Source organism: Nucisporomicrobium flavum (genome assembly GCF_016464385.1).
GTDB lineage: Bacteria > Actinomycetota > Actinomycetes > Mycobacteriales > Micromonosporaceae > Actinoplanes > Actinoplanes flavus_A.
The window spans coordinates 296346-314677 of the sequence record NZ_JADMLH010000005.1 but is presented as its reverse complement, the minus strand read 5'-3'; the positions used below and the strand labels follow the sequence as shown (position 1 = coordinate 314677).

Sequence of the window (18332 nt, the reverse complement as noted above, 5' to 3'; positions counted from 1 at the left end):
ACCCCGTTCCGTCCGCCGTGACCGTTGGAGCACGCGATGCCCGCCCGTACCCCCGCCCCACCCGGACCGTCCCCGGCCCTGCCGCTCGTCGTCACCGCCGACCCGGTCCTGCTCGACGACCTGCTGCGGCTCGCCGCCGTGAGCGGCACCGAGGTCGACGTGGCTGCGGACCCCGCCGCGGCCCGCAGCCGATACCCGCAGGCGCCGCTGGTCCTGATCGGCGCGGACCAGGCCGCGGCGTGCCGGCGCGCCCGGCTGCCCCGCCACGAGCGGGTCGTCGTCGTGAGCCACGAGCCCATCGCCCCCACCGCCTGGGACGTCGCCCGCTCGATCGGCGCGCAGCACGTGGCTGTCCTGCCGACCGCCGAGCCCTGGCTGGCCGACCTGTTCGGGCAGCCTCCCGGCCCGCCGTCGGCCGGCCGCGTCCTGGCCGTGCTCGGCGGCCGGGGCGGCGCCGGCGCGAGCACCCTGGCGGCCGGGCTGGCGGTCACCGCCGTCCGCGAGGGGCAGCGCACCCTGCTGCTCGACGCCGACCCGCTGGGCGGCGGGCTCGATCTCGTGCTCGGCTGGGAGGACGTCGACGGCCTGCGCTGGGCGGCGATCGCGGAGGCCGGCGATCAGGTCGACCCGTCGGCTCTGCTCCGGGCCCTGCCGCGCCGCGGTGACCTGGTGCTGCTGTCGTACGGTCGCGCCGCCGCCCAGCCGGTGCCGCCGGAGGCCATGGCGATCACCATGGAGGTCGCCCGGGACCGGCGTGACCTCACCGTGGTCGATCTGCCCCGGCACCTCGACGGCGCCGCGGTGACCGCCCTCGAGGCCGCCGACCGGGCTTATCTCATCGTCCCTGCCGAGCTGCGCGCCACGGCCGCGGCAGCCCGCGTGGCTACGGCCGCCCGGCTGCACTGCCAACATCTGTCGGTCGTGGTGCGCGGCCCGTCGCCGGGGAGGCTCAAGGCGCGCGAGGTGGCCCGCTCGCTCGGCCTGCCGCTGGCCGGCTCACTCCGGCCCGAGCAGGCGCTCTGCCACGGGCTCGAGCGGGGACACGCGCCCACGGCCGAGGGGCGCGGACCGCTGGCCGAGCTGTGCCGGCGGCTGCTCAAGGACCGCACCGACGCGGCGACGGCGGAAGCGGCATGACCGGCCGGCCCACCCCCGCGTCCCCGACGCTCGCCGAGCGGGTCCGGCGGCACATCGCCGAGGAGCGGCTCGACGCGACGCAGGCCACCCTGGTCACCGCCGTACGCCGGGAGGCCGACGCGGCCGTGCTCGGCGACCCGACCGTCCAGCGCCTCGCCGGCCGGGTGCGCGACCACCTCGTCGGGGCCGGCCCGCTGGCCCCGCTCCTCACCGATCCGGCGGTGACCGACGTGCTGGTCAACGGCGTGCACGTGTGGGTGGACCGGGGCGAGGGCCTGCACCGGGCCGCCGTGGACGTCGGCGGCCCGGACGACGTACGCCGCCTCGCCCAGCGCCTGGCCGCTGCGTGCGGCCGCCGGCTCGACGACGGCCTGCCGTATGCGGACGCACGCCTGCCCGACGGCACCCGCCTGCACGCCGTCCTCCCGCCGGTCGCCACGACCGGGCCCTATCTGTCGCTGCGCACGTTCCGTCAGCGCCCGTTCAGCCTGGCCGACCTCGTGCGGCACGGCACAGTGCCGCCCGCGCTCGCCGCGGTCCTCGTCGCGGTGGTGGAGGCCCGGCTGGCCTACCTCGTCACCGGCGGCACGGGCACCGGCAAGACCACGTTGCTGGCGACGCTGCTCGGTCTCGTACCGCCGACCGAACGCATCGTGCTGGTCGAGGACGCCGCCGAGCTGCGGCCGCTGCACCCGCACGTCGTCACGCTGCAGGCGCGCACCTCCAACGTCGAGGGTGCGGGTGCCGTGAGCCTCACCGAGCTCGTCCGCCAGGCCCTGCGCATGCGACCGGACCGCCTGGTCGTCGGGGAGTGCCGGGGCGCCGAGATCGTCGACCTGCTCGGTGCCCTCAACACCGGCCACGAGGGGGTGTGGCTCGCCAAGATTTATGTCAGTAGAGCCATCTAGATGTCAGTAAACATGTCACCGGCACCTAAACATGTCAGTAGCAGTAATCCCTGCTCAGCCACCCTCCAGGCCGTCGGCAGGACGACATTGCGACGGGGTGAGACTGACTGCCTCTTCTGGGCGTCGCCCGGCGTAGCAGAAGCAGGCTTAGAAAGCGACGAGCCGATCCCTCATTCGGCCTTGCTCGCGGACTCCTGCCAAGTCGAGGTTGACCAGTTCCTCGCGGCGCAGGCCGGTGCCGAGCAAGGTGTGCAGGATCGCCCGGTCGCGTAGCGGCCGGGCGTGGTCGTGCAGTTCGCCGGCCGCGCTGCGACGGCAGCCCTTGTGCTGGCGGAAGCGCGGCAGCCGTTCGAGCACATAGGCTGGGCGATGAGTAGCGCGACGACAACAGCAAACCCAGATGGTCCGGCGCGCTCAACGCACCGAGCGTCACCGTCGACGACAGATCTTGAAGCCGACGGCCGTCGTGCCGGCACCAGCAGCTCAGTTGATCGGTTGTCCGGAGCTCACAGCGCCCGCGCCCGGAGCCACATCGCAGAGTGCGGTGATGTCGGTCTTGGCGAGGTCGGCGGTCACCGGCACGGTGTTGGGCTGCGACATGGCGGTGATCGGCTGGTTAGCCCCGCCGGTCTGGCAGGCGGATTGTTTGGTCTGCGCGTCGGTGTTGCCGCCGACGAGCTTGCCCGCGGCGTCGCGCCACGCGAAGGTGATGCCGCGCGACAGCAGGTCGGTGCAGTTGCCGCTTTCGATGGTGAACGCCACGGTGGCCGAACCGTTTGCTGCCCGGGTGCCCGGGTTGGCGGCCGGGGTCGCGCTGATCCGGGCTAGGCCGTTGTTCGCGTCGCCGGGTGGGAGCCAGGCGGTCACGGCCGGGGTGACCGAGACCTTCGCGACGGTCGACTTCTCGTCGGCGACGAGGGTGTCGCCGACGGCAATCGTGGCGCCGGGCAGCAGGATGGGCACTTCGATCATCTTGTACGTCGCCTGCGGGCCGGAGATGACCGACGTGCCCGAGGCGTCGAGGGCGTCGAACACGACCCGCGTGCGGTACGCGACTTGATCGCTCGTGTTCTGCAGCACCGCGCCGATGCTGACCCGCGGCGCGTCGGTGGAGTTGCGGGGGAAATCTGGGGCCACCGTCGTGTAGCCCTGCTCGGTGACCTTGACGGCGGAGCTGTCCGCCGGCCCGGCAGAGGGCGTTGGGGCGACCAGGCGGCAGGCCTGCGTGTCCGGCTCGCCGTCGGAGTCGCAGCCGGCGAACGCTACGGCCGCCAGCACGAGCACGCCGAGCACAGCCCCGAGAGGGGTACGCCGCACAGTCATTGCCACTGCCTACCGATCCTCGCCGTAGTACTTGTTCGACAACGCGGCCAGCGCGGCGAACTGGTCGCGGATCAGCGCGCCGGCTGCCTCGCCTGCGGCGATCGAGAACTGGTGCTCGTCGAGCGCGCGTACGGTTCCCGGTCGCACGGTGACCTGCCACTGGCGCATCCCGACGCAGCGTACGGTGACTCGCCCGTCGGCCGACGAGCCGGTCACCTCGAGGTTGTCGCGTTCGGTCTTCCAGGCGATGTCGCGTTCGCTGATCGGCTTGTCCTCGCCGGTCGAGTAGTCGCCGGTCACGTCGCCGTAGATGCGCCAGTATTCGCGGGTGCGTGCCACCCACAGCAGCTGGGCCAGCACGGCGAGGCGCCGCCCCAGGTCGGCGTCGTCGAGCAGCTGGTAGAGACCGTCGCGGAAGGTCAACGACAACTGGTCGCGGTCGCGCAGCTCGGCGGTGAGGCCGCCGTCGGGGGTGGACACGCTGACGCGCATGCTGTCGACCCGGTCGGCCAGTTCCCCCATCCGCTCAGCCCTCCGCCGTGCCGAGACCGACCGTGCTGTCGCGTACGGTCGCCGGTGTGGCGTCTGCTAGCTGCGGGCGCGGCGCGATGATCCGGTCCGGGTTTTGGTGCAGCACGCTGAGCGCGTTGTTCATCGCGTCGCGCACCACGTTCTCGGCGTCGACGATCTGCTGGGCCAGCTTGTTGAGCCCGTTCTGGATGCCACTGACGATCTCGGCGACATTCTTGCCGCCGAACTCGACCTTCTCCGGGTCCTTCATCGGTATCGCGGCGGACGACGACGCAGCCTCCCCGACGATGGTCAGGCCGATCGCCAGCCCGCCGCTGGCCACCGAGGCCCCGATCGCGAAAATCGAGCCGGCGACGGTCAGCAGCAGCGCCACGTTCTTCGGGTTGCAGTCGAGCATCGCGTCCAGCGACGCCTGCGCCTTGTGAGCGAGGTCGTCGACGTTCTTGCGCGCCTCGCGCCACAGCGCCGCCTCGGCCTCGATCCCGCCCTTGAGCGCGATCACCAGCGCGAACTGGTTCGAGGTGATCGGGTACCACTTCGACAGGAAGTTGTCCTTGAAGTTGAGCGCGGCCCCGCCGTACCAGTCTTTGACCAAGCCTTTGACGTCGTCGATCTTGCCGAGCTCGGGGTTGGTGAGCACGCTGGCCGAGTTGTACGGCAGCTCGCCCTGCCCGCTGTTCAACGTGCTCGCGACGCGCGCCAAGGTGTCACGCAACGGCGTGAAGGCGTCCGGGTCGGGCATGCCGAGGAACGGCGTGAACAGGTCGGCCACCCCGGAGAACCGGGCCACCGTTGCGTCCACCGCGCCCTGCACCGTCTTGTCGTCCATGCTGGCGTCGCTGAACCGGCCGTTGTGGTAGGTGAACCCGCGCTGCCGCATGTCCATGATCACCGCGGACTGCTCGAGCTTCGCGGCGTGCTGCGCGAGTTGCTCGTAACTCACGACGGCACCCCGTGCGACTGGTCCAACGCGCCCTTGAGGTCCTCGTACTTCTTGCGAGCGACCTCGTCGGTCTTGGCGTACTCGTCGGCGGCCATCATCAGCGCGAGCCCGGTGTCGTCCATGTTCGCCGCGGTCTTGAAGATGACATCTACGACCGCGTCGCGCAGATCTTCCCACGACGCCTTGGCCGGCCCGTACGTTCCGCCGAGTGCCGGATGGCGAGCCAGGATCCCGGTCCCGTCGGTGCGGAACAACTCCCCGCCGGCCGTGCGGAACTGATCCGCGACCGCCTTCAACTTGTACCGACCCGCATCGTAGAGATCGACAAGGTCGGACCCGAACTCCTCGCCGCTGTGTGGCACGACCAGGCTCCTCCCGTAGGTCCGAGGCGAATGTAGCAGCACACGACATCGACGAAGGTGCTGCTGCCAGACGCGACGACCTGCGCGATTGGCGCGCAGGTCACTCGCAGATCTAGGCGCGTCGTCCGCCGAGCGTGCCTCGAATGCTCCTAGGAGACCTAGTAACGGCGGTGCGTCGAGGTACCAAACTTCCGTCGCCGCACCGCCGTCCTTGACGTTACAACTTGACCGACTTAGCCAAGTCTGCAGCGATCTTGAGCGCAAGCGACGCTGCTGCTAACAATGCCCATCCGCCGTCGTAGCCCTTGAGCACGCCTACGACATCGAAAGCCGCGCTCAGCAACAAGGCGAACTCGCAAAGCCCGAACTTCCGAGCTTGGCGTGCAGGCACTGCCGGCTCTCGGCGCGTGGGCGCCGATCCGGTATCGTTCTTACATGAGGACACGTTTCCTCCTAGCGAGGCATGGCCACCAAAACCAGGTCTCGCGCCGTGGCCCGACGGGGTGTCGTCCCGTCGGGCCACATCTCCTCCCTTCCCCTCGCGAGTAAAGCCGCGACCCTGGTGATTCCATGATGAGCCAGCGCGATCGGCGCTGCAACGACCGCTGAAGCCACACTCAAAGATCATTTAAGTGCGGTTATAGCGGCCGAGGCTCACTGCCTCCCCAGACGTGCTACTACGAGTCACGAGAGCGCAAGATGACACGTGAAGTAAAGCTGAAGGACATGCTCGTGCGCCTGATCGACGAAGGAGGCTATAGGAGAAATAGACAAGAAATTTGCGACCAGGTCGGCATCACTGCAGGGGCTCTGTCCCAGTACCTCTCGGGCCGCACGTACCCTAAGTTTGAGACGCTAGTCAAGCTTGCAGCCTTCTTCGACGTTTCACTTGACTACATGGTTTATGGAGATCAGAAACGCGGCGTGGCGGAGCTGGACTACGGCCCTCTGGCGCGATACATCGACCTATCGCTATCGCGCATTCAAAGCCAGACGGAGCAGCACTCTGCGCTCGTGGCCCGTGTAGGGCGGGCGCTCGCAAAGCAAGTCGACGACGCTGTCGAATCTGCGTTGCAGATGACAAGCGAGTTTACCGCCGCCGGAATGCTCCACGACGACGAGACTTTGTTGCTAGAGGGCTACAGCGAGGAGACCCTTCTAGTTTCAATGAACCTGCAGTATGATGTCATCGATTTACCCGACGCGAAGGACACAGCCGGCAGATTCTTTCCGGTGGTCGCTCGAAACATAGCCGCCGGCCGCAGCTACCAGTTCCTTCTCCCCGGATTAATGGAAGTTGACTGGAAGCCGCTTGTGTCTAAGTTCAGGACACTCCTTGCAGAACACACTTCGGGCGAAAAGGTTACATCGTACTGCCAATTCCGCATAGCGGACGTGCCTCTATTTGCCGGGTTTGGCGTATATCGGCTTGCACTGGATGACCTCCGGAAAGAGCAGCCCTCCTTCTTCGAGCAGGTGCAGCCATACACGAACGGCGACGGCTGGATTGGATATTCGATTCCGCCTTCGGCTCAGCTCCTTGCGGACGCTTTGTTCGACGAAAGGCACCTAAACAACGCTCTAAAACAGTTCACGAGCATATGGAAGAAGGCCGAGAGGGTCTAGCTGGCAACTGACAAACCCATACGATCCTCTTCCTGCAACGACAGATTGAATGGGCTTACCTGGAAGCATTCGATCGGCGTACTCCACCGTAGAAGCGCATGAAACCTGCCGAGCAGATCAGGGAAACAGTCATTGCCCTCTTCTACGATCACCGCGGCTCCCGCGAATGTTGCCCCTGCTCTTTCAACCAATCGCCTTATAGCGGAACCTTGGCTTCCAGTTGTGTACCAGTCGTCTAGCACCAAGATGCGATCCCGCTCCGAGAGAGCACCGTCCTGGATTTGGAACCTATTAGTTTTACCCTCCCAGTCAGGTCTCGATACCTCCGACACTTTAGGTCCAGGCAGGTAACCGCCTGCCTTGCGGACGGGGATAAACGGCAGGCCCAACGCGTAGGACGCCATACCCCCCAGCAGAAAGCCACGCGCCTCGCCGCCAACAACGGCAGTCAATCCCACGTCGGTGAATGGCTCAACCAGCATATCGACAATTTGCCGCACTCGGTTGCCGTCCCGATAAAGTCCCCAGAGGTCATGCGCATGTTCGGGCGCAAGGCGCGGCATGTTCTCTGCGAGTTCCTGAAGCTTCTCCTTCATTGCAAACCCTCCCAGCACCACAACGGATGGACCTGTAGTGTTCCTCCAAGCTGCAGCGCCAGGTCGCGGGCTGCGGCTATGTACCTTAGCCCATATACTGTCGGCGAATGTTGCGGACACTCGCCAAATTGGCCGCCCGCCCTTAAGTCGAACGGCCGACTCGCCCACTCCTGAACCCTGTCCCACCCAGACCTCTCCTGCGTGGCGTTCGCGTCGAGGAGCATGACGACAAGTTGAGCCGAGATCTCCGCCGTCCAGAAGCCGCCTAAGTTTGAATGTAGATTGTTGAGTGCGTATAACCCAGCGAACCTTCGGTTAAAAATATTTAGGATATAGCTGTCCCATGACTTCAATGACCCGTCAAGGTATGGGATGTCATCTCTATATCCGGAGCATACGATCAGCGTATCGTACTCTTTTGAGGGGCCGGTCGCGAAATGCACTCTACTTCCTTCGACGGCCGTTACATTCCCTTGTATGCATCCCCGTTCATCACCAAGCAAGGTTGGTAAATTGGGTGACTCCACAAATGGCAGCTCCATGGGAAGCGTAATAGGAACGCGCCAGCCTCGGGTAACGAACTGCTCGTTTTCCCCAATAAGCCTTTCCCGCAGACGTAGCTGATCTTTCAGCGCGCATAGCGGGTCATTTAAGTCCAAGCTAGCAAGATCGGGAAGATCGCTTGGTATGCCGTCAAGATATAGCGGGATCCACCACCGCGGGCGGCGAATAGATATATCTACCGTTGCTGACGCAGAAAGACATTCGGCCGCAATGTCTATCGCCGAGTTCCCGCAGCCGACAACCAATACTCTCTGCCCGGCGAACTCATAAGGAGTCCAGTACTCCGACGAATGGATCACCGTCCCTTTGAAGGCCGTGTATCGACGCGGCATGTAGGGAGTTTGGTTGAAGCCCGATGCCATGAGCACGCCGTCGAAGATCTCTACCGTGCCGTCGTCAAAAGTCACACGCCACTGCTGTCTATCAGCAGGTGATACACGGGATACCCCAAGTCCAAACCGTACATCAGGCAAGCTACCGGTCGCCTCAGAGTACGTCTCCAGGTACCCAAGTGCTTGTCTTCGATCTGGAAAATCAGGGAAATCTGCAGGCATCGGACTGCCCAGAAAACTCGACATTTCGCGCGAGGTGATTAGTCTGACGCTGTCATAGAGGGGAGTTTTGGAATTTGTATTCCATATTCCCCCAACTCCTAGGTTGCGGTCAACTTGAACGAACCGGTGCCCTCTTTCCTTCATGAGCCGGGCAGCTGCAAGACCGGCAGGGCCGGCGCCGACTATGAGGTACTGATCACGGCGACTCATTTGACCTTCTCAACCTAGAGGAGAGACCGTCGATATTTCGTCAGCGCCCTCTCCACAGCGTTAGCACAATCGACGAACAGACGGTCGGTGTGCACGTCGGCCTTAATTCGCACCTGATCGATGACGTATCTCGTTGTCACGAGTACATCCTGTATCGCTCCGCTTTCAGCATCTCGTAAGTCACCCGTCATGACAGAGGCGGCCTTGAGGGTACGACCATAGTGAAGTCCTTTGTGAGGTCCATGCCCGACCGCTGCGTCAATCTTGGCCATTACCGACCCTCGGAGGATCGTTAAGTCCGCTGGCCCTTCGCCACGTGCCGCCGCACGGCTCAACTGCGCCAACGAGACTGAGTCGGCATACATCCGTTCTGCAGCCTTCGCGCTCGTTGCGTACGTCATGTAACCGGATTCGGCACAACTCGCGACCACCGATTCAGTTTCATCCAATACTGGAGAGAAGGCATGAAAGGCAGGAGGATACCTACTCCTGTATCCTGTGGAGCGAAGTAGCGTTGTCATTCTCGAATACAGGTTAGTTCTGATTAATCGTCGGGCGTTCGACGCTACATCAGCGCTTAGTAGGCCTAACTCCGCCCCCGCGTCAACGAGGTGATGAAATACCAACCGCCCCGCCTTGACCGCGGCTAGCGCCGCCAATACCTCAGCAGCCACTTCATTGCTCTGCAGTGCTAGGTATCGAAAGGAGTGTTGGTGAATGTAAATCCTACGTCCGTGACTCACGTTCGGGTGCCGCCTCTCGGTGCGCAAATGGGCAAGTCCACCCTTCCTCAATCGCGCGACCGCTGTACTGAGCCGCGTCGGAAAGGATGCCTTCGTAGCGCAAATTTGGGTTGATGCCGCCTTGAAGCGCGGTGTCCCGATTGCGTACTAGCCTTATCAAGCGTTCGAGGTGCTTCCTGCTTCGTAGTACGTCAAACTGCCACACGGGGTTGAATATGAGAGCCGGCAGCGCAAAGCGTCGCGCTATGCGAGACGCTTGCGGGTGAACGCCAACGACATAGAATGCTCGTCCGGCGAAAGAGAACTTGAACGCGGAGTTTGCGGGGTCGGTAGAGACGCGCTGATCCCACGTTCCAGGATCGATCTGATGCAGCCGCTGCAGCACGTCGAAAAGAGCCTTTTCGAAGTGAATCTCGTCTGGCATTCTTGCCGCTGGGTCCACAGCTGCAAGCACAGCAAATTCGGATGGCGTCTCGGCGTTGTCCTGAACGAAAGCTTCCAGGTCCCTCGCGAGCGACTGAACGGAAGCGCCGTTCAACATGCACTCGTAAGCTTTAAGCTGGAGGGTCCCTTGCCTCAGCGCTGCTTTGGCTCCGAGGCAAGGGAAGTCCTGTCGTGCGATTTTCTCGCGGAAGCGAGTGAACTGCTCCTCGTGCTGACTGGTGCGACCGGGCGTCATATCAGCGAAGTTTGCGTCGCGGTTGAGGTTCAACGTCATAGCTTCTCCAAGGTCTTGCTAAGGCGCTACGTCGAAAGCCCGCTGAGAAACTTGGCCGGCCCGGCAGGTCGTTAGCCTTACCGGCGTAGCAACGCCCGTACAGGAGAACCGTCAGCGTCGGCGATTCTCAGCGGTACGGCGTTCAGTTCGAACTCCGAGCCAGGCGTGACCGCCGAAAGGTCTAGTCCTTCAAGAATTAAGATCTCATTGCTCAGCAGGCCTCGATGTGCGGGGTACTCCTCGTCGCCATACCGGTCAACACTGAGGTAGTCAATCCCGACAGTTTTAGCTCCACGTTCGATGATCACTTGAACCGCGTCCTTACCGATGTAGACGTGCCGCTCATCGAAGGTCGTCGGTTCCGTCGCGGAGTTCCTTGTCTTGAAGAGTACCGCTTTACCGGCGATCTGCGTCGGCACATCCTCGGCGGTGACGGCGTCGCCCCCTACCTCTACCACGATCGCCGGCATGATGAATCGATCAAGCGGCAGCTGATCCAGCGTTATGCCATTCGGGATGAAATGCTTGGGAGCATCGATATGCGTTAGGAAGTGGGTTGTCCATCCGCCGAGTGACGTGATGTTGCAAGGTGCCTCTGGCCCAATCTCGCAAACGGCTGCAAGCTCAATGGGATCGTCGCCTGGATACACCGCTGCGGCCGCGTTGATAGAACGTGAGATGTCGATCAATCCGGACATGAGACCTCCATAGTGTCATGTCAAGGATGCAGGGTTGCCTTCCCAAGAGCAAGGCAGTAGTTGAGCTGAGTACTCACTTCGTGTAGTTGCACTCAAGGCCAGTCTCTGACGTTGCTTGGGAGACGGAGCGCATGTCGGTGTGTAGAGGCTGCCGGTGTAGCGCAGATCAAGAGGTCCGCCGTGGGACCCAAGCCGCTGATGCCTGGAGACTCGCTGGATTAATCTTGAGGTGGTACAAAGTCGCGACCCAGCTAAACCTTCTTCGCGATGGCAGCTGTCGGTGAGTAAGCTCGACTATCACCACGTCTGTCCGTTAAAGCCCTGCTCAACAACTCGTTCCCCGTCCGATGCAACGGTCGGCTCAGGACACCGCAAGACCGCAGCGTGCACCAGCCGCGCCACGACCGGCTCGCCAGTACCGGCGCACTCGGCGCGACGCACTCGGCGACTTCTCTACCCGAGCCGGCCTCGGTACCCCCATGCCGCCCGGCTCGAACCCCACACGCCCCCGCAGTTTCGACGCCCGCGACAGTGTGCGCTGGCTAGGCACTGTCGAACGCTGGCGCAGCCCTGCGACCGGGTCGTTGCGCTGCTGCCCTACTACGCCGGCCTGCGCCTGGGCGAAGTCGTCGCGCTCGACATGGGTGACGTGCAACTGTCCGCCCGCGCAGGGGCGTCATTATCGTCCGGGCCGGCAAGAACGTTCGCTGGACAGCCGCGCCGCGCCACCCGAGCGATTGCTTTTAGTACACATGATCGAATAGTGGCGTATGCTGCCACGCGTGACTGAAGGAGTAGGCAGTGACCGGCACCCGCGCCTGCTGACTGCCCAGCAAGAACGCGTGCTTGCCGTGGTTAACGAGTACATCAACCAGCATGGCTATCCGCCGACAGTCAGAGAGATCGGCGGCGCAGCAGGCCTGAGATCTCCTTCCTCGGTCACTCACCATCTCAAGGAGTTGGAGCGGCGGGGGCTACTCCGCCGTACCGGCAGTCCGAGGGCGCTGAGTACTCGGGCGCCGACTACGGCGCATGGCCGCACCGGTTCAGGCGGCGAGGTCCGGGTTCCGCTTCTTGGCACCGTCGCGGCGGGGTACCCCATCGTCGCTGAACAGTTCGTCGAGGACGAGCTGACGTTGCCGGTCAGCCTGGTCGGTCGTGGAACGCTGTTCGCGCTACATGTCAGAGGCGACTCCATGATCGAAGCGGCGATCTGCGACGGCGACATCGTGGTGGTGCGTCAGCAGCCAGTGGCGCAAAGCGGTGACATCGTCGCGGCCTTGATCGACGGTGAAGCCACGATCAAGGTGTACCGCGTGCGGAACGGACACGTCGAACTCGTCCCTCGCAACCCGGTCTTCGAGACGTTGCGCGGGGACGACGCCGTGATCCTTGGCAAAGTCACCTGTGCGCTGCGGCGCCTTTAGGGCGTCGGACGCTGAGGATGTGCTTCCTCGGCGGCTACGCAAGTGCGTCGCCGGAGCAGTTCGGCCATGGCGGGGTGGACCGCGATGCTCGCGTACTCCGACATGGGTGTTTACGAGGAATGCGCGCTGCTACCTGGACAGCGGATCGCCCGCCTCGGCGAGCTGACCGAGCGGAACCCCGACGGCATGCGCAATCGCGTACAGAGAGGGGAGGGTCGGAAGTCTGTGGCCGCCCTCGATGAAGGTGAGGGCTCGCCGAGTCAGTCCGCTTGCCGCCGCCACTTCCTCGACGGTCATTCCCGCGGACCGGCGTGCCTGGGCGACCGCCAACGCCACAGCCGCCATGTCATAAGGCGGAAGGGCGTTGGTCACTTTGGGAGCAAACCCTGCGAAACCCCGTGTGTCAGCGAACAGCTGTTCCCTAAAGCTGGCTATGGTGCTCGAGACTGCGCGACTCCTCCTCGAACGGGGGCACTCGTGCATGGCCGGTCACCCGCGGCGCGCAACGAACCAGGCCGTAGGGGTAGGCGCTCCCCGTCAGGGAACGGCAACGTTCATCGAAACCGAAAGCCTGCCTTCGACGTGACGACGACTCTCTTCGCCGGAGTGGAGTTCCCCTCCACGCGGCATGCCCAGTGGGCACTCTTCTTCGGGCACCTCTGCATGCCATGGCTGTTTCGCCCCCACGCCTTCTCGGTGACCGGCGTGGACGGGTTTCATCCTGACTTTTGGCTGCCCGAGCACCGGCTGTGGTTCCAGGTCGGTGGTGACGTCGCCGGCGGCCTGGAGTTTCGGCGCTGGCGCAGGTTCGCGGAGGCCGCGGACGACGAACTGTACGAGGTGCGCGAATCGACCCTGGACCGCTCGTGGTATCCCGAGGCCCCACATCCAATCGTGGCCTTGCCGCCGCAGTGGCGCGCCCGGGACGCGCTCTACGCCGTCGGTGGGGTCCCGGCGCCAGATGACATGACCGGCCGCGGCCCGGTCGGTGGAACGCGCAACTCCATGTACACCGCGTGCGATCGGTGGTATCAGTGGACGAGATGCCCGGCATGTGGCTACATCGGGGCGGCGTTTCAGGGCCGCGCCGATCGTCTCGTCTGCGGGCACGGCGATCGTGAGCGTGACGGGAACTGCCGGGCCGACGACCCGAAGATCCTTTCTGCGTACCGGCTGGCACAGCAGGCGACAACGGCCCGGATGGCCGGTGTCTGCGCCCGGTGCACAGAGCCGGTGAGCGTCGGCGACCTCATCGCTGCAGGGCGTGCCGTTGGCGCCCGTCGCTGGTGCCACGCCGGCTGTCACCTCACCAGCCAGCGTGAACGAAGCCGGGCCCGCAGCGGCGGGACGCTCGCCGCCCCTGCGCAGCGCAGCGGCTTGGCCTCCGGCGCATAACTTCGGAGTCTGCAAAACTTCGCGGTCACACCGAGGGTCACGTCCGCCGTGCCGACGATCAGCAGGCTATCAAGTACCCGCTAAAAGATGCGTTCGACATCCAACCATCATCACTCTACCGCGGCGCGTCCGATGCCAACCCAAAGGGGCGGAGGCGTCGAGGGCCCGACCGGGCACCGAGTCAGGGCGCCACTCCTCGGCGAGCACGGGGACGTCTGTCGTCGGCCAGCGCACGTTCATCACGGCGGCGGATGCCGGGGCGGGATGCGCCTTGTCGGGGGCATGAAGCGGGTATGCCCCCGGGCAGCGTTCGCCTCGAGCGTGGCTACGGGCCGAGCACTCAGTCGGAATGCGGACGTAGGGCCGCAGCAGCGGGCAACGTGTCGTCCAGGTGACCTATCTTGGAAACGGTAAGGGGGTTCAATGACCGAGTTGCTGACCGCGACCGATCTAGAGCAGTGGTCGGAGCGCAACGACTCGCGCGAGCACCTGCCGACTCTGGTACGGCGCCTCATCCTCGCGGTGGCCGCTCCGGAGACACTTCGCATGCCCGCCGCTGAAGGCGTCGGGCTGTCCGGCCTCGATGGCGAGGTCATGAGCCCATCCGGCGCGCCGCCGTTCCTGCCGCCGGGTCGCTCGGTATGGGAAATGGGTACGGGCCGCGACCCCCAGGCCAAGGCGCAGCGCGACTACCGAAAGCGGGTCGACGGGTCAACCCAGGAGGAGCGCGCTGGCGTCGTCTTCGTATTCGTGACGAGCCGGCGGTGGCCCGGCTCGCAGGAGTGGGTTGACCGCCGCACGGAAGACGACGATGGCTGGGCGGATATCCAGGTGCTCGACGCGGAGGATCTTGCTGCGTGGCTCGCGCTGTGCCCTGGAGTGCACCGATGGCTAGCATCCGAGCAGCTCGGGCGGGATCCGCACGGTGTGATCGGTCTTCGGGACTGGTATCAGAACTGGGCGGAGCGCACTCAGCCTGCCATCCCAGCAGCGCTGCTGCTGGCGGGCCGCGACGACCACGTTCACCGCCTTCGGGACCAGCTCCGCGGCGGGCCGGGCGTGCAGGTGGTGGCTTCGGCGAGCCGGGACGAGTCCGTGGCGTTCGTTGCGGCCAGTCTCCTGGCGGAGCCGCCGCAAGACGCGAGCATCAATCCACGTCAGACGTACGAGGATCCGCCAGTGGACGCGCCCCGCGGGTCGGAGGAGCCGGTAGGCGCCGTTGCGGATACGGAGCCGGGCGAGCCCGTCGGATCGTCCTCCGCGGAGGCTAGCGACACCGCAATGGGGCTCGCGCGCGCCACCGGCGCGCCGGCCGAGCTTGAAGCGCTCCTCGAACGGACCCTCGTTGTCGAGGACGTGCGGGCATGGCGGCGAGTGGCCGCTCACGAGAGCCCTACGGTACTCGTGGCCATGTTCGCTGAGCCTGAAATCGGCGACGCCCTCCGCGCCGGCCACCACGTCGTACTGGCCGGCGCCGGTAGGACCGCCGACGACCGGTTACCTCGGCTGCACCGGCACCTCGCAAGAGAGGTATGGATCGCCGCCGGGCTCGACCACGACCGCGCCGACGAGTACGGACGGGCGGCGAGACGGAGTCTGACATCGCTGCGTCGACGCATCGGCCGGCCCGGCTGGCTCCGCCAGCCGCCGTGGGCCTCGGACACCACGGCGAACCTGCTCGCGCCGCTGTTGCTAGCCGGCGCCTGGGCTGACAACGTCCCAGGCGACCTGGAAACGCTGCAGAGCTTGACCGACCGCGGCTGGCGGACGACTGCCCGGGACCTCAGCACGCTCACGTCAGGCGAGGACGCACCGCTGCTTTTGAGAGACCGCCGGTGGGAGTTCGCCGATCCGGTGGATGCATGGGACGCCCTGAACCACGCCCTGACGGCCGAGGATCTCGATGCGTTTCAGGTGCTGGCGCCGGGCGTGCTGGGCGAGAGTGACCCCGGTTCAGGACTAACAGCACGGGAGCGCATCGCTGCTTCACTCAGCGAGGCCGGAGCGCCGCGCCGCCGACACTCCCACACGCTTCGCCGTGGCATGGCCACGACCGCGGCAATCCTCGGCGCTGTCGTCGGCAATCGGGAACTTCCCGGCGGTCTCACCGGTCAGCAACGCGCCTCCCAGCTTGTCCGCGAATTGCTCCATGATGCCGATGCCGTGCGCTGGCAAGCAGTCGCTGATCTGCTTCCACTGCTGGCTGAGGCGTCGCCCGAGGGTTTTCTCGCATGCGTCGAGCACTCCCTCGACGGAGCTGACCCGCCGGTAATGTCGCTCTTCGCCGAGACGTCGGACGACTTCGGGTTGGGCAGGAGTAGCGACCATTCCCCGCTGCTGTGGGCGCTGGAGAGCCTCGCCTGGTCGCCTGCACTGCTGTCTCGGGTAGCTGTTGTGCTTGGTCGCCTCGCCGACCGGGATCCGGGCGGGCGGCTCGCCAACCGGCCCAGCGCCTCTCTCGCTGCCGCGCTACATCTGCGCATCCCACAAGGTGCGGTTGATGCGACGACGCGTATCGCCGCGCTCGACGCCATTCGGACCGTCGCACCTCAGGCGGCCTGGCGGCTCGCGCTCGACCTCGTCAGCCACGTCGACCGAGGGATGATACTGGTCAACGGCCCCAAGTTCCGAGATTGGCAGCGGCCGCCGCGCGCGGGCTTGAATGACATCGTGGACGCACTGGACGCCCTGGCTACACGCATCGCCGATGATGTCGACACCAACCCGGACCGGCTCGCCGCCGCCTTCGCTCTCGTCGACCGGTTTCGGGAGCCCGGCCGGCACGCGCTACTCGACGCAGCTGAGACCGCATGGCCCGATCTGCAGGAGGAAGCACGTCGCACCGTACTCGCCAGTCTCGCGGAGATTGTTGCGAAGCATCGCCGGCACCCGGACGCAGGCTGGGCGCTGCCCGACCAAGCCCTTCAGCCTCTCGAGGTGTTCCTGGATACCTACGCCCTCCCCGGCGGCCATCCCGACGATGCCGAGCTGTTCTCGTGGCTGCCTTTCCGACGCGGGCTCAACCTCGACCGCGAGGATCCCGATCTAGAGGCGCTGGCGTCCGCAAGGGGCGAAGCGGTGCGACGCTGCCTCAACGACGGGTTGCCAGCGGTACTTCGCTTGGCCGAGGCATCCGAGAACCCGGCAGCCGTCGGCGACGCTCTAGCTTCAGTCACGACCGACCACGACTCAGCGGTCCTCGAGCACCTTGCGGGCTCGTCGCAGCCTCTACATGCGATGGCCGCCGGTCTGGCGGCGCACCGTCAACAACAGGAAGCGGGCTGGCTCGCTGCCACGGTAACCGCCAGGCCCGCGCAGGCTGCAGCGCTGTGCCGGACCGCGGTGATCGACGAGGCCCTGCTGACGCTTGTGGACAACCTGGAGCCGGACACGCAAGATGAGTTTTGGCGCGACATGCAGCCGTGGGGAGTCCCAGACGAACTGACCCCAACCGTCACGCGGCGCCTGCTCGATCACGGCCGGTCCTGGACGGCGATCCACTTGCTGAGCCAGGCAGGCTTCGGCGCCGACCTCGACCTGGCTGTCCAGGCGCTGAAGGCGCCGACCTTGGCCTCGACCGAAGATATCTCGCGCGCGCTGTCGCCGGACTACGCGGTCGGGCGTCTGCTCGACCGTCTCCAAGAAGCCGGCGCGGACGACACGCTGCTCGCAGAGCTCGAGTGGTTTTACCAGCCGCTTCTTGACGACAGCCGCAGACCGGCAGCCCTGCATCGAGAGCTCGCCCGCGATCCCGCCGCCTTCGTTGGCCTCGTGTCCTTGATGTACCCGCCGGATCCGGCCCCCGACGCGGACTCAGCTGACGAAAGGGCGGAGGACAACGCGACGTCGTCACAGACATTCAGTGCGGCCTGGACTGTCTTGCGTGAATGGCGCACGCCGCTCCCTGGTTCCGTCGACGGTCAGTTGCCGACCACCGAGGGCATGTTGCGATGGGTGGAATCGGTCCGCGAGCTGCTCACCGCGTCCGGTCGCGCCCGAGTGCTGCCAGTCGTTCTAGGCGATGCGCTGTCCGGCGCCGTCACAGACGAGGACGGCACATGGCCCAGCGAGCCAGTCCGCGACGTCCTTGAGGTCCTCGGCGATATGGTCCTCGACGAGCATCTCGCTGTGGCGCGGATGAACCAGCGCGGTGTCACAACTCGCGGCGTCTATTCGGGCGGAGCGCAAGAGCGCACGCTCGCCGACCAATACAGCGAGGCGGCCGCCCGCGTACGCGGCCGGTGGCCTCGTTCGGGAGCGCTGCTTGAGGGGCTGAGCCGGTCCTACCGCGATGACGCGCGGAGAGAGGACCGCTCGGCTGAGGGTGAGGGCGATCGTTGACGGCTCGTCAGCCGTGTTCGCCGCCCTCGTCGCGGTCGTCGCGGTGCTCAGTAGTCGCCGCAGGCGCCGCGAACAAGACCGGCTGCGACGACGAGCCGCTGGCAACGGGTGGACGTTCACGGCGCACCCGGAGGTCGACTGGGGCAGGTGGCTGCCCGGCGGCAACCGGCACGGCCCCGGTCCCGCCTTCTCCACTGTGTGATTAGATCTGCGAGTTCGGGATCCGAAAGTCAGCCAGTTTGGGGGCCACTCGAGG

At 65.5% G+C, this 18332-nt stretch carries 16 protein-coding genes and 1 pseudogene; 7 read left to right on the top strand and 10 right to left on the bottom strand.

The annotated features are described in order from the left end of the window. Positions 1-36: 36 nt before the first annotated feature. Both ssd and IT780_RS15430 read left to right on the top strand, forming a co-directional pair. Positions 37-1137: a septum site-determining protein Ssd gene (ssd, locus tag IT780_RS15435; RefSeq protein WP_199512226.1), complete on the top strand. Its 1101-nt coding sequence runs from the start codon at positions 37-39 to the stop codon at positions 1135-1137. Next, positions 1134-2006: pseudogene (locus IT780_RS15430) on the top strand (TadA family conjugal transfer-associated ATPase); the annotation flags it as partial. The gene ssd and the pseudogene IT780_RS15430, both read left to right, overlap by 4 nt. A gap of 186 nt (positions 2007-2192) precedes the next feature. On the opposite strand, the gene IT780_RS15425 reads toward IT780_RS15430, so the two are convergent. From IT780_RS15425 to IT780_RS15405, 5 genes are all read right to left on the bottom strand, one after another. Further along, a complete protein-coding gene (locus tag IT780_RS15425) occupies positions 2193-2402 on the bottom strand; it encodes a hypothetical protein (protein ID WP_199512225.1) in 210 nt (69 codons plus the stop codon). A 126-nt stretch (positions 2403-2528) separates the two neighbouring features. Then, positions 2529-3368 carry a hypothetical protein gene (locus tag IT780_RS15420; RefSeq protein WP_199512224.1) on the bottom strand — a complete coding sequence of 280 codons (840 nt, stop codon included), beginning with the start codon at positions 3366-3368 and terminating at the stop codon, positions 2529-2531. Positions 3369-3377: 9 nt separating this feature from the next. After that, positions 3378-3890 carry a hypothetical protein gene (locus tag IT780_RS15415; RefSeq protein WP_199512223.1) on the bottom strand — a complete coding sequence of 171 codons (513 nt, stop codon included), beginning with the start codon at positions 3888-3890 and terminating at the stop codon, positions 3378-3380. Positions 3891-3894: 4 nt separating this feature from the next. Beyond that, on the bottom strand, positions 3895-4842 hold the full coding sequence (locus IT780_RS15410) for a hypothetical protein (protein WP_199512222.1): 948 nt from the start codon (positions 4840-4842) through the stop codon (positions 3895-3897). Beyond that, positions 4839-5204, bottom strand: a complete 366-nt coding sequence (locus IT780_RS15405) for a hypothetical protein (RefSeq protein WP_199512221.1) — start codon at positions 5202-5204, stop codon at positions 4839-4841. Before IT780_RS15405 ends, IT780_RS15410 begins: the two co-directional genes overlap by 4 nt. A 732-nt stretch (positions 5205-5936) precedes the next feature. Between IT780_RS15405 and IT780_RS15400 the strand changes: the two genes are divergently transcribed. Beyond that, complete coding sequence (locus IT780_RS15400; RefSeq protein ID WP_307831203.1) at positions 5937-6830, top strand: helix-turn-helix domain-containing protein; 894 nt, start codon at positions 5937-5939, stop codon at positions 6828-6830. Here the strand turns inward: IT780_RS15400 and IT780_RS15395 are convergent. From IT780_RS15395 to IT780_RS15380, 4 genes are all read right to left on the bottom strand, one after another. After that, complete coding sequence (locus IT780_RS15395) at positions 6827-7426, bottom strand: hypothetical protein (protein ID WP_199512219.1); 600 nt, start codon at positions 7424-7426, stop codon at positions 6827-6829. The genes IT780_RS15400 and IT780_RS15395 overlap by 4 nt on opposite strands. Next, positions 7423-8754: a flavin-containing monooxygenase gene (locus tag IT780_RS15390; RefSeq protein WP_199512218.1), complete on the bottom strand. Its 1332-nt coding sequence runs from the start codon at positions 8752-8754 to the stop codon at positions 7423-7425. Before IT780_RS15390 ends, IT780_RS15395 begins: the two co-directional genes overlap by 4 nt. Before the next feature lie 726 nt (positions 8755-9480). After that, a complete protein-coding gene (gntA, locus tag IT780_RS15385) occupies positions 9481-10215 on the bottom strand; it encodes a guanitoxin biosynthesis heme-dependent pre-guanitoxin N-hydroxylase GntA (RefSeq protein WP_199512217.1) in 735 nt (244 codons plus the stop codon). Between the two features lie 77 nt (positions 10216-10292). Then, positions 10293-10913, bottom strand: a complete 621-nt coding sequence (locus tag IT780_RS15380) for a cyclase family protein (RefSeq protein ID WP_199512216.1) — start codon at positions 10911-10913, stop codon at positions 10293-10295. Positions 10914-11695: 782 nt separating this feature from the next. Here IT780_RS15380 and lexA point away from each other — a divergent pair. Beyond that, positions 11696-12340, top strand: a complete 645-nt coding sequence (gene lexA, locus IT780_RS15375) for a transcriptional repressor LexA (RefSeq protein WP_307831202.1) — start codon at positions 11696-11698, stop codon at positions 12338-12340. A 129-nt stretch (positions 12341-12469) separates the two neighbouring features. On the opposite strand, the gene IT780_RS43460 is transcribed toward lexA, so the two are convergent. After that, on the bottom strand, positions 12470-12685 hold the full coding sequence (locus tag IT780_RS43460) for a helix-turn-helix domain-containing protein (protein ID WP_372443699.1): 216 nt from the start codon (positions 12683-12685) through the stop codon (positions 12470-12472). A 237-nt stretch (positions 12686-12922) separates the two neighbouring features. On the opposite strand from IT780_RS43460, the gene IT780_RS15365 reads away from it, so the two are divergent. The 3 genes from IT780_RS15365 to IT780_RS15355 all read left to right on the top strand — a co-directional run bounded on the left by IT780_RS15365 (position 12923) and on the right by IT780_RS15355 (position 18278). Next, on the top strand, positions 12923-13735 hold the full coding sequence (locus IT780_RS15365) for a hypothetical protein (RefSeq protein WP_199512213.1): 813 nt from the start codon (positions 12923-12925) through the stop codon (positions 13733-13735). A 423-nt stretch (positions 13736-14158) separates the two neighbouring features. After that, the gene (locus tag IT780_RS15360; RefSeq protein ID WP_199512212.1) at positions 14159-18076 is read left to right on the top strand and encodes a hypothetical protein; all 3918 of its coding nucleotides are present in this window, start codon (positions 14159-14161) and stop codon (positions 18074-18076) included. After that, positions 18060-18278: a hypothetical protein gene (locus IT780_RS15355; RefSeq protein WP_199512211.1), complete on the top strand. Its 219-nt coding sequence runs from the start codon at positions 18060-18062 to the stop codon at positions 18276-18278. The genes IT780_RS15360 and IT780_RS15355 overlap by 17 nt, the downstream gene beginning before the upstream one ends. The last annotated feature ends 54 nt before the right edge of the window (positions 18279-18332 follow it).